This window comes from Streptomyces sp. Isolate_45, from assembly GCF_024721315.2.
In the GTDB taxonomy this organism is placed as follows: domain Bacteria; phylum Actinomycetota; class Actinomycetes; order Streptomycetales; family Streptomycetaceae; genus Streptomyces.
The window spans coordinates 132,497-143,621 of sequence record NZ_JANFAK020000003.1 but is presented as its reverse complement, the minus strand read 5'-3'; the positions used below and the strand labels follow the sequence as shown (position 1 = coordinate 143,621).

Annotated in this window: 12 protein-coding genes; 7 read left to right on the top strand and 5 right to left on the bottom strand. The window is 73.8% G+C overall.

Translation table 11 applies throughout. From position 1 onward, the window contains the following. The first annotated feature begins 161 nt into the window (after positions 1-161). A complete protein-coding gene (locus NOD94_RS02325) occupies positions 162-506 on the top strand; it encodes a hypothetical protein (protein WP_281203982.1) in 345 nt (114 codons plus the stop codon). A gap of 125 nt (positions 507-631) precedes the next feature. On the opposite strand, the gene NOD94_RS02320 is transcribed toward NOD94_RS02325, so the two are convergent. Together NOD94_RS02320 and NOD94_RS02315 are read right to left on the bottom strand one after the other, a co-directional pair. Next, positions 632-1,483 (bottom strand): NAD(P)H-binding protein, encoded by an 852-nt coding sequence (locus NOD94_RS02320; protein ID WP_281203981.1) that lies wholly within the window; start codon positions 1,481-1,483, stop codon positions 632-634. Continuing rightward, positions 1,480-1,908 (bottom strand): nuclear transport factor 2 family protein, encoded by a 429-nt coding sequence (locus NOD94_RS02315; RefSeq protein WP_281203980.1) that lies wholly within the window; start codon positions 1,906-1,908, stop codon positions 1,480-1,482. Before NOD94_RS02315 ends, NOD94_RS02320 begins: the two co-directional genes overlap by 4 nt. Positions 1,909-2,003: 95 nt before the next feature. On the opposite strand from NOD94_RS02315, the gene NOD94_RS02310 reads away from it, so the two are divergent. Both NOD94_RS02310 and NOD94_RS02305 read left to right on the top strand, forming a co-directional pair. Further along, positions 2,004-2,615: a TetR/AcrR family transcriptional regulator gene (locus NOD94_RS02310; protein WP_281203979.1), complete on the top strand. Its 612-nt coding sequence runs from the start codon at positions 2,004-2,006 to the stop codon at positions 2,613-2,615. Positions 2,616-2,729: 114 nt separating this feature from the next. Then, positions 2,730-3,734, top strand: coding sequence for an NAD-dependent epimerase/dehydratase family protein (locus NOD94_RS02305; protein WP_281203978.1), 1,005 nt, complete (start codon positions 2,730-2,732; stop codon positions 3,732-3,734). A gap of 49 nt (positions 3,735-3,783) precedes the next feature. Here NOD94_RS02305 and NOD94_RS02300 read toward each other — a convergent pair whose 3' ends face one another. Together NOD94_RS02300 and NOD94_RS02295 are read right to left on the bottom strand one after the other, a co-directional pair. Next, entirely contained in the window at positions 3,784-4,893 is a 1,110-nt protein-coding gene (locus tag NOD94_RS02300; protein ID WP_281203977.1) for a HAMP domain-containing sensor histidine kinase, read from the bottom strand. Next, positions 4,886-5,764, bottom strand: a complete 879-nt coding sequence (locus NOD94_RS02295) for a response regulator transcription factor (protein WP_281203975.1) — start codon at positions 5,762-5,764, stop codon at positions 4,886-4,888. Before NOD94_RS02295 ends, NOD94_RS02300 begins: the two co-directional genes overlap by 8 nt. Positions 5,765-5,887: 123 nt before the next feature. On the opposite strand from NOD94_RS02295, the gene NOD94_RS02290 reads away from it, so the two are divergent. The 4 genes from NOD94_RS02290 to NOD94_RS02275 all read left to right on the top strand — a co-directional run bounded on the left by NOD94_RS02290 (position 5,888) and on the right by NOD94_RS02275 (position 9,524). Further along, positions 5,888-6,604, top strand: a complete 717-nt coding sequence (locus tag NOD94_RS02290; RefSeq protein WP_281203974.1) for a glycosyltransferase family 2 protein — start codon at positions 5,888-5,890, stop codon at positions 6,602-6,604. Further along, positions 6,601-7,221 (top strand): TIGR04282 family arsenosugar biosynthesis glycosyltransferase, encoded by a 621-nt coding sequence (locus tag NOD94_RS02285; protein WP_281203973.1) that lies wholly within the window; start codon positions 6,601-6,603, stop codon positions 7,219-7,221. The genes NOD94_RS02290 and NOD94_RS02285 overlap by 4 nt, the downstream gene beginning before the upstream one ends. Next, on the top strand, positions 7,218-7,877 hold the full coding sequence (locus NOD94_RS02280; RefSeq protein WP_281203972.1) for a methyltransferase domain-containing protein: 660 nt from the start codon (positions 7,218-7,220) through the stop codon (positions 7,875-7,877). Before NOD94_RS02285 ends, NOD94_RS02280 begins: the two co-directional genes overlap by 4 nt. A 258-nt stretch (positions 7,878-8,135) precedes the next feature. Beyond that, on the top strand, positions 8,136-9,524 hold the full coding sequence (locus NOD94_RS02275; protein WP_281203971.1) for a glycosyltransferase 87 family protein: 1,389 nt from the start codon (positions 8,136-8,138) through the stop codon (positions 9,522-9,524). 77 nt (positions 9,525-9,601) lie between these two features. On the opposite strand, the gene NOD94_RS02270 is transcribed toward NOD94_RS02275, so the two are convergent. After that, entirely contained in the window at positions 9,602-11,023 is a 1,422-nt protein-coding gene (locus NOD94_RS02270) for an alpha/beta hydrolase (RefSeq protein WP_281203970.1), read from the bottom strand. Positions 11,024-11,125: the final 102 nt, after the last annotated feature.

Genomic DNA, 11,125 nt, shown 5'->3' with positions numbered 1-11,125 from the left:
CGGCCGCCCTCGCCTACTACTTCCGCCGCCGCGGTACCTGCGGGCACTGCGGACGCGGCTGACCCGGCGCCTTCGAAGTCTCTGATCCAGCGTTGAGCGGCGCGTTCGCCTCCGTGACAGTGAAAACGAATCACATACCCCTGAACGGATGGGAAGAGAACATGCGCAAATTCGCTTCGGGCATCGCCGCGGCCGCCCTGGTGGGTACGGCACTGTTGGGCGCCGGTCAGGCCCACGCGGCCCCCGCGCCGGCCGCCCCCGCGGTAACGGCGACCCCCGCTCCGAGCTGTGTCAAGGCCACGAGCGCGGTCATCTTCTTCCGGATCGTGACCGTCTGGATGACGAACAACTGCACGACACCGCAGCGGGTCACGCCGACGTGGAACTACACGATGAACCCGGCCCCCGACTGTTACGAGCTCCAGCCCGGCCAGGAGGCGACGTTCCAGCGGGACCAGCCGATCATGGGCACCAACTGGAAGTTCAAGGAGCTGATCACCTGCTGACCCCGGTCCGTCCCTGACGGCCACCCACCCCTGATCCGGCGGTTTCCGGTCCGCGCCCCCGCGGACCGGGAGCCGCCTTCCCCGTTCACGGTCGACCGCCCGGGCGGCCGCGGCGCCGACCGGCGCTAAGACTTCCGTACGGACAGCTCGCGTTCGGCGACCGTCCGGAAGTCGCTCGGGCGGCGGCCCGTGAGGCGTCGGACGGTGTCGGTGGTGCGGTCCTCGGCCCCCTCGGCGATGGCCCGGTCCATCCCGGCCAGCATCAGGGCGAACTCCCGGGGAATGGCCTCGGCCAGCCGCTCCACCATGGCGTCGTGGGTGAGGTGGCGGTGGACGACCGGGCGGCCGGTGACGTCCGTGAGGACCGCCGCGATCTCGTCGTGCCCGAGCGCCCGCGGCCCGGTGAGGACCAGGTCGGTGTTGGGTGCGCGGTCGTCGGTGAGGGCGCGTACGGCGACGGCCGCGATGTCGTCGGCGTCGACGAACCCGACCCGGCCCCTCCCCGCGGCGGTCAGGATGACGCCGTCCTCGCGGATGCTGTCGGCGTGGGCGTGCGCGCCGGTGAAGTTCTGCATGAACCAGGAGGGGCGCAGCACCGCCCATTCGGCGAAGAGGCCGGGCAGGGCCTGGTGCACCTCGCCCACGGCCGGCCCGCCGCCGGGGATGGCGGAGGAGCTGAGGAGCACGGCCCGCCGGACTCCGGCGGCGCGTGCCTGTCGTAGGAAGGGCAGCATGACGGCGGCCGGATCCGGGTCTCCGACGGGCGGGACGAGGTAGAGGCGGTCTGTTCCGGCGAGGGCCGGGCCGTGGGAGTCGGGGTCGTACCAGTCGAAGCGGACCGGTTCGGTGTCCGGGAGCGGGGTGGCACGTCGACTCGCGGCCCTGACCCGCCGACCGGCGGCGATCAGTTGCGCCGCGGTGCGGCTTCCGGTGGTGCCGGTGGCGCCGATGACCAAAGTGGTTCCGGTGAGGGTCATCGGGCGACGCTCCCCGCGAAGTCCAGGCCGGGTTCTTGGACGGCGAGGGGGTTCCAGTAGTCGCGGTAGGAGGTGAACCTGCCGTCCTCGACGGTGACGACGGCGATGTAGGTCATGTCGAAGGGGGCGCCGGTCGCGACCACGCGCCCCAGGCCGCGCATTTCGACCACGATGGTCGCGGGCTCGGCGGTCCGACGGATCCGCAGGTCCGCTATGTCCCGCAGGTCGATGTGGTCGGGATAGTCGCGCATGTAGGCGGCGATGGCCTCCCGGCCCTCCAGTCGCTCCGGCCAACCCGGCGGGGCGAAGGGGAATTCCATGACGCCGCGCTCGGACCACAGGGCGACCCAGGCGGCGATGTCCTTGTTCAGCAGCAGGCGCAGACCGTGGCGGTACAGGTCCGTCGGCGAGGTGGTTCCGGGCATGGGGGCTCTCCGTCCCGTACGATACGGACCAGCGGTCCGCTTCTCTCCACGAAGATACGGACCGCTGGTCCGCTTCGCAACTCCGAGGGAACGCCATGACTGCCGAACGCAAGCCACGCAAGGACGCCGCCCGCAACCGGGCGGCCATCTTCGCCGCCGCGGACGCCCTCTTCACCGACTGCCACAACCCCGAGGACGTCACGATGGCCGACATCGCGGCGGCGGCCGGCGTCGGCAAGGGGACCCTCTTCCGCTCCTTCGGCGACCGCACCGGACTGATCCGCGCGCTCTACGAGGCACGGCTCGAACCGGTCCGGGAAGCGGTCGAGACGGGGCCCGCGCCCCTGGGTCCGCAGACCCCGCCCCTGGAACGCGTACCCGCCCTGCTCGACGCCGTCCTGTGCCTCAAACTCGACAACCGCCACCTCGCGCTGGCCCTGGAGACGACGGGCGCCGACAGCCCCTACCGGATGGAACACTACGAGCGGTGGCACGCGCTGCTCCGCGACCTGTTGGAGCGCGTTCCCGGCCTGGTCTCGTGCGACTTCACCGCCCACGCGCTCCTCGCCGCCACCCGCGCCGACCTCGTCGCGTACCTGGCCGGCGAGAAGGCGGTACCGCGTGAGGAACTCCGGCGCCGGCTTGCGGACTTCACCGCCTCGGTACTCGATGCGGGAGCACGCCGGGCCGCGGCCGCCGAGGGCTGACCGGGGCCGCGGCGAAGGTGCCGGCGGACCCCGTCCGCGCGGGAGTCCTTACGGATCCGTGACGCGCGGCCGGTCGGCCCGCCGCGGCCCCCGCCCGCGGCATAGCGTCGGAGCATGCGTGTACTGGTGAGTGGCGGAGCGGGCTTCATCGGCTCGCACATCGTGGCGGAACTGGCCGACCGGGGCCACGATCCCGTGGTCCTCGACCTGGCGTCCGACGGACGGGACGTACGGGATCCGGAGGCGGTACGGGAAGCCCTGCGCGGGGTGGGGGCGGTCTGCCACCAGGCGGCCAAGGTCGGCCTGGGCAAGGACTTCGCCGACGCCCCCGACTACGTTTCGGTCAACGACCTCGGAACGGCCGTCCTGCTCTCCGCGATGGCGCGGGCGCGCGTGCGGCGGCTGTTGCTCGCCGGGTCGATGGTCGTATACGGGGAGGGTCGCTACGAGTGCCCCGCGCACGGGGTCGTGCGGCCCGGCCCGCGGGCCGAGGAGGACCTCGCGGCCGGCCGGTTCGAGCCGCGCTGCCCGGACTGCGGCGCCGACCTCGCCCCGGGCCTGGTGGGTGAGGACGCCCCCATGGACCCCAGGAACGTGTACGCGACCACGAAGCTCGCCCAGGAGCACCTCGCGTCCTCCTGGGCCCGGGCCACCGGAGGACGGGTGGTGTCCCTGCGCTACCACAACGTCTACGGGCCGGGGATGCCGCGCGACACCCCGTACGCGGGCGTGGCCGCCCTGTTCCGGTCGGCGCTGGCCCGGGGCGAGGCGCCGCGCGTCTTCGAGGACGGCGGGCAGCGCCGCGACTTCGTCCACGTACGGGACGTCGCGTCGGCCAACGCCGTCGCCCTCGACGCCCTGGACGACGGGCCCGGCTTCGCCGCCTACAACGTGGGGAGCGGCGAGCCGCGCACGGTCGGGGAGATGGCCGCGGCGCTGGCCGCCGCGTGCGCGGGACCGGCTCCCGTCGTGACGGGCGAGTACCGGTTGGGGGACGTCCGCCACATCACGGCCGATTCGGCGCGCCTGCGCGGGGAACTGGGTTGGAGCGCGTCGGTGCCGTTCGCGGCGGGGATGGCCGAACTGGCCGCCGGAACCGGGGCTCCCGTGCGGCCCTGACCGGGAGGGGCCACGCCCGGGAGGGCCCCGACCGGCCCTCCCGGCCGTACTACACGGGGGCCGGGAGGGTGAGTTCGAAGCGGCATCCGCCGGGAACGTTGCGGACGTCCGCGTGCCCGGCGTGCGCTTCGACGATGCCCCGGACGATCGCCAGTCCCAGGCCCGCCCCGGAGGGCGGGGTGCGGGCCGGAGTACCGCGCCATCCGGTGTCGAACACGCGCGGGAGGTCCTCCTCGGGGATGCCTCCGCAGGCGTCGGTGACCGAGACCACGACCGCGCCGGCCCGGCGCTCGGCGGCGATGGCGACCGTACCGTCGGCCGGGGTGTGGCGGATGGCGTTGACTAGGAGGTTGGACAGGACGCGGGTCATCTCCTTGCCGTCGACCTCCACCGGGATCGGGGCCACCTCGTCACCGGCGAGGTGAACGCCGTGTTGGCGGGCGAGGGCGTCGGCGCCCGCGAGCGCGTCGCCCACGAGGTCGTAGAGGGACAGGCGGGTCGGGGTCAGGTTCAGGGCGCCCGCGTGGATGCGGGACAGTTCGAACAGGTCCGTCACCATGGAGTTGAGCCGCTCCACCTCGGCCCGCATCCGGCGGTGGTAGCGCGCCGGATCGGCGACGATCCCGTCCTCCAGTGCCTCCGACATGGCGCGCAGGCCGGCCAGGGGGGTGCGCAGGTCGTGCGAGATCCAGGCGACGAGTTCGCGGCGCGAGGTCTCCAGGGCGCGCTCCCGCTCGCGGGATGCGGCGAGCCGCTCACTGGTGAGCGCCAACTCACGGCTCAGTGCGGCGAGTTCGGCGGGAGCGGGCACGGTGGGGGCCGTGAAGGTCCCGGCCTCGCCGAAGTCGCCGGCGGCTCGGACGAGTTCCCGGCAGCGCCGTACGACCTGACGGCCCAGGAGCAGGGCGGTGGCCAGTGACACGGCGGCGGCCATCGCCACCACGGTGGTCACGACGGCGAGGTCGTGGGAGGAGAGGAACATCGCCCAGGCGACGGTGAGCGTCCCGGCCAGCATCGCGGAGACCGCGACGGCCGCCACGACGGCCAGGGAGACCGCGATGCTGCGTCGGCGCAGTACGCGCAGGGCCGCCGCTCCGAGGAGACCGACGGCGCAGGCGCCGAGGAGGGCGTACAGGGCGATCAGCAGCAGGTCACGCATGGCCGTCCTCCGTCCGGACCGCGGCGGACCCGGCCGCGGGCTCCGCCCCGGCGGTGGGAGGCGCGGTGGAAGGCGCGCCGGTCGCCGCCGCCGGGACCGTCTCGAAGCGGTAGCCGGCGCCCCAGACGGTCTTGATCAGCTTGGGGTTCGCCGGATCGTCCTCGATCTTGCCGCGGAGCCGGCGGACGTGGACGGTGACGGTCGACAGGTCGCCGAAGTCCCAACCCCACACCTCTCGCATCAGCCGTTCCCGGTCACAGACCTGCCCCTGATGCCCCAGGAAATAGGCCAGGAGGTCGAACTCGCGCAGGGTGAGGGCGAGTTCGCATCCGTTCTTGGCAACCCGGCGCGCGGCCGGGTCCATCGTGAGACCGGCCGCGGCGAGCAGGGGGCCGCCGGCCCCGGCGTCGGAGGAACCGCGGTGGGCCGACGCCCGGCGCAGGACCGACCGTACGCGCAGGACGAGCTCGCGCGGGCTGAAGGGTTTCGTCACGTAGTCGTCGGCGCCGACCTCCAGGCCCAGGATCCGGTCGTCCTCGTCGCCCCGCGCGGTGAGCATGACCACGGGGACGGGACGTGTTCCGTGTTCGCGGGCCCGCAGCCGGCGGCAGACCTCCAAGCCGTCCATGCCGGGCAGCATCAGGTCGAGGACGATCAGGTCTGGGCGGTGGCGGTCGGCTGCTTCGAGCGCGGCCGGACCGTCGGCGGCCCGGAGCACGGTGAAACCGGCGCGTTCCAGGTAGCCGGTGACCACCTCCGAGACGGTCGGATCGTCGTCCACGACCAGGACGAGGCCGCCCGTCTCCCCCGTGGTGGGATCCGGGCCGGTGATCCGGTCCGTCCCGGTGCGCTGTTCGTTGCTCGGTGCCATGCCTCCAGGGTGTCACCGTGCCGCCTTCGACGGTCCCCGGACCCTGCCCGTCCGAGGCGGTGTCCGCGTTTCGTAAGGTCTTGAAACCCCTTCACCGGCTGTCCGGTTCCTACGGTGTGGAGGGTGACTCCTTCTGCTTGTGTTCCGCCCCGCGCGGATCTCGTACTGCCCTGCCTCGACGAGGCGCGGGCGCTTCCCTGGGTGTTGGCGCGCGTGCCGGCCGGGTGGCGGGCCATCGTCGTGGACAACGGATCGACCGACGGTTCCGCGGACATCGCCCGCGGCCTCGGGGCGACCGTCGTGCACGAGGACCGTCGCGGTTTCGGCGCCGCCTGCCACGCCGGACTGCTGGCCGCCCGGGCCGACCTGGTCTGCTTCTGCGACTGCGACGCCTCCATGGACCCCGGCCTGCTCGGCGCGATGGCCGCGCGGGTCGCGGCCGGTGAGGTGGACCTGCTGCTCGGTCGGCGCCGCCCGCAGGGCCGCGGCGCCTGGCCGGCGCACGCCCGCGCCGGCAACCTGGCGCTCTCGCGCTTGCTGCGCCGCCGCACCGGACTGCGGTTGCACGACCTCGGCCCGATGCGGGTCGCCCGCCGCGAGGCCCTCCTCGGCCTGGACCTGACCGACCGGCGCAGCGGATACCCGCTCCAGATGGTCGTGCGGGCCGCCGACGCGGGCTGGCGGATCGCCGAGACGGACGTCCCGTACCTGCCGCGCGCCGGGAGGTCGAAGGTCACGGGAACCTGGCGGGGTACCTGGCACGCCGTGCGCGACATGCGCCGGGTGCTGGCCGAACCGGCCGTCGGCGGCGACGTGCCGGTGCGGGGGGTGTCCGCGTGAGCACCCTCCTCGTCATCGCCAAGGCTCCCGTTCCTGGACGCGTCAAGACCCGACTGACCACGGCTTTCACACCGGAGGAGGCCGCCGATCTGGCGCGTGCGGCACTGGAGGACACCCTGGCGGCGGTGCTGGCGACGCCTGCCCGGCGCCGGGTCCTGGTCCTCGACGGGCAACCGGGAGCGTGGCTCCCGGCCGGCATCGAGGTCGTCCCGCAGTGTGCGGGCGGGCTGGACGCCCGGCTCGCCGCCGCCTTCGCGTTGACGGACGGCCCCGCCCTGCTCGTCGGCATGGACACCCCGCAGGTCACTGCCGACCACCTCCGGCGGGGACTGGACTTCTCCTCGGCGGACGCCTGGTTCGGACCGGCGGACGACGGCGGCTTCTGGGCCCTCGGCCTGGCAGCCCCGGATCCGGCGCTGCTGCGCGGGGTCCCGATGTCCGTACCGGACACCGGCGAGGTGCAGCGGCGGCGTCTGACCGGGGCCGGACTCGCCGTACGGGACCTGCCCGAGCTGTGCGACGTGGACACCCCGGCCGATGCGGCGCGGGTCGCGGCGACGGCTCCGGGATCCCGCTTCGCGCGCCTCTACGGCGAGCTCCGCGGGGTGAACCGGTGACCGCCCGGCTGACCGAACCGGCCGGCCGCAGCTGGCGGGCCGAACCGTACGCCGAAGCGCTGCGGGCCGGCCGCGGCCCGCTCTACCTGCGCCGCGGGGACGGCCGGCTGCTCCCGTTGGAGGTCGAGCGCTGGTGCGCGGACGCGGACGAGGCCGACGACACGGTGTTGGCCCGCTGTAGCGGGTCGGTGCTGGACGTCGGCTGCGGTCCGGGCCGGCTCGTCGCCGCGCTCGCCCGGCTGGGGCGCCCGGCGCTGGGGGTGGACGTGACGCCGGAGGCGGTGTCGCGGACCGTGCGCGCGGGCGGCAGCGCCCTGTGCCGTTCGGTCTTCGACCCGCTGCCGAGCGAGGGGCGCTGGGACACGGTGCTGCTCATCGACGGCAACATCGGCATCGGCGGCGACCCCGGCCGGCTGTTGCGCCGTACCGCCGCTCTGGCGGCGCCCGAGGGGTCCTTGCTGGTCGAGGTGGCGCCCGCCGAGGTGGACGAACGCGTCGAGGTGCACGTGGAGGACGGGGGCGGCGGTCACGGATCGCCGTTCTGGTGGGCCCGGCTCGGCACCCGCGCCCTGTGCGCTGAGGCCGAGGCCGCCGGCTGGACTCCGTCGGTGAGCTGGCAGGCCGCGGGCCGACACTTCGTGCACCTGCGTCACTGAGCCGTCGGGCGGCGGACCGGCCCCGTGGGCCGGCCCCCGTCCGTCCTCCCCGCCGTTGCGGAAGGGCCGGGGCGGGATCCCCCCCTCGTCACGGGGAGCACCGTCGCGTTCGCCGGGGCGCCGGGGCGCCGCAGCGGGGGCAGGGCGACGGCGGTGAGTGAGCCCGCCGGTCCGCGGGCTGCCGCGACACCTTACGGAACGCGGACGTCGCGGGCGTCGCGGACCGTGGGAGGGCCGCTTGCTGGAACGCTTGCGCAGGTGAACCCGCGCACCGTCCTCGCATCCGCCGCCCTCACCGCTCTCGTCGCGGCTCTCGTCCTGACCGTCCGGTACGACGGCTACTTCACGGATCCGGGCGGCCTGTTGGGGCGGTACGGGGTCTGTTGGGGCCTGTTCGTCCTCGCTCTCCTCGCGCTGCGCCGGGTACCGGCCGGGCACGTCGTGCCCCTGCTGCTCGTCGGGGCGGTCGCCGTCGCCGTGACCGGCCTGGTCGCGGCGCCCCGCACCAGCACGGACTCGTACCGCTACGCGTGGGACGGTCGCGTCCAGTCCGCGGGGATCTCCCCGTACGACCACACCCCGCAGGCCCCGGCGCTCGCGCGGCTGCGCGACCCGTGGCTGTTCCCCACGGGGACGACCTGTGCCCGCCGCGACCTGGCGCCGGTCCCCCACACGGGCGGTGTGCGCCATTGCACCCGGATCAACAGGCCGGCCGTCCACACCATCTATCCTCCCGTCGCCGAGGTCTACTTCCTGACGGTCGACCGGCTCGCGCCCGAGGGCTCGCGGTACAAGCCGCTCCAGATCGGCGGCGCCCTGATCTCCCTCGGGGTGACGGGTGCCTGCCTGTCGGTCCTGCGCCGGCGCGGCCGTGACCCGCGCGATGCCGCCTACTGGGCCTGGTGTCCGGCGGTGGCCGTCGAGGCCGTCAACAACGCGCACGTGGACGTCCTGGGAGTGCTGTTCGCGGTGGTCGGCCTCGGCCTCGTCGCCGCCCGGGGGCTCGGCCGGCGGGCCGGTGGGGGCCTGGTCCTCGGCGCGGCCGTGGCCACCAAGCTGATGCCCGCCGTCGTCCTGCCGGGAGCCCTGTCGGGGGTGCGCCGTTTTCGGGACGCCGCTGTCGTCCTGCTTCCCGCTGCCGGCTTCACGGCGCTGGCCTACCTGCCGTACGTCCTCGTCTCGCACGGCTCGGTCTTCGGCTACCTGGGCGGCTACGTGGAGGAGGAGGGCTACCAGGACCCCGAGTCCGGTTCCCGGTACTCGCTGCTGCGCCTGGTGCTGCCGGACGCCTGGGCGTTCCCCGTGCTCCTGGCCGTCCTGGCGGCCGTTTGCCTGTACGTGATGTGGCGCGGAGACCCGCGCCGGCCGTGGAGCGGGGCCCTCCTCGTCACCGGTTGGGCCTTCGCGCTGTTGACTCCCGGCTACTCCTGGTACGCCCTGCTCCTGGTCGCCCTGGTGGTGCTGGACGGGCGCTGGGAGTGGCTGGGCTTCGCGTTCGCGGGCGCCGCCGTGTACGTCCTCGCCCCGGAGTTCGGCTACCGGGCGACGGTGAGCAACACCGCGTACGGCGCGGCGGTCGTGCTCGTCCTGACCGTCACCGCGCTGCGCCGGCGCGGCGTGCGCCGCGCGGCCGACGACGACGGGTGAGGGGGCTTCGCCGACACCGCCTCACCGCGACAGCCGGTCGGGCCGGCCCGGGGGCACGGCGCCGGTGGCCCGTCGGGTCAGCGTCCCGTCATCGTTTCCTGGAGCCAGTCGAAGACGACCTCGCAGTGGAGTTGCGGGGCCATGGGAGAGCAGTGGAGTTGGGCGCCCTGGGCCGCGGTCAGCTTCACGTAGTCCTTGGGAGACGTGAGCTTGTCGTACAACTGGCGTGGCTGGCCCGGGTAGAACTGCTCGCCGTCGTAGTCCAGCACCAGGGTGGGTGCCTTGATGCGGCTGACGACGGAGGTGATGGCGAGCGCCTGGATGCGGGTGGCGGGGGTGTAGAAGTCGGTGAACAGCTTGCCCCGGCGGGCGTCGAGCATCGCCGGGATGGAGAAGGGTTCGAACCGCTTCTTCATGACGGCGGCCGCGTCCGGAGGGAGTTCGGGGACGACCTCCTTGTTCCAGATGTCGTTCGTCTCCTCCTTGTTCGGAGTGAGGATCTGCCGGATCTCGGGCGGGAAGCCCAGCCACGGCTCGACGCAGCCCGGCATCGCCACCAGTGCGGCGAGGCGGTCCTCGAAGGCCGCGGCCCGCGGCGCGAGGTCCCCTGCCATGCTCAGGCCCGTCAGGGCGATCCTGGCGGTGTCCACGTCGGGGCGGGCGGACAACCAGTCGATGAGGGGGCTGACGACCTTCTCCCAGGTGGGGGTGAACACCACCTGGTCGACGAAGAGGAGCTGTCCCTGCCCCGGACCGTCGTAGACGAGCGCGTTCCATCCGCGTTCCAGTGCGGCGGGGACGCCGTAGGTCCACATGTCGACGTTCTGGCCGTCGCTGCCGTTGGTGAGGATCACGGTGGGGCGGGGCGTGTTCGACGTGTCGGGGCGGAAGAACCACACCGGCATCGGCGTCGTCCCGTACGGGACGGTGGCCTTCACCGGGGCGGGTTCGCACAGGTCGCAGAAGGTGTCCCAGGCCTTGCGCCCCGACCGGTACAGCTGCTCCTCGCTGCCCGGATCGTCGGAACCCAGGACGAAGAACAGCGCCTGGCCGTAGTACTGGGCGGCGCGCAGCGCCCGGAACCGCTTGGTCTGGTCGTCGGCCGGTGCGCCCGGTGGCGCCTGCAGGAGTCGGTCGCCGAGCTTGCGGAAGGTCTCGACGTACGTCTGCGCGGAGAGGCCCGCCCGGTTGATCGTGTTCACCGCGGTGAGGACCTCGCCGACCTCGGCGGAGCCGGCGCCGGAGCCACCGAGCGCGAGGAGGCCGTTGAAGTTGTACGCGGGGTCCTTGAACAGCGTCATCACACCGGGGGTCATGTCGGCCCCGGCGGCGGAGGCGGACGCGCTCGTGCTCGGTGAGGGGGTGGCGCGCAGGACGGGCGCGGACGCGCCGGACGTACCCGCGGGGGCGCAGCCCGCGGCGAGCGCCGCTCCGGCGCCGGCTAGGAACAGGGCGCGGCGGGTGGGACCGGATCCCCGGTCGCCTGATATGGACGTCATACCGACCGAACGTAGTCCCGCGACGATCCGCCCACACCTCACCTTGCGCCGAACGGACCACCCGTCGGACCCGCCGCACGACCGGTTCCCCCTGCCGGTCCT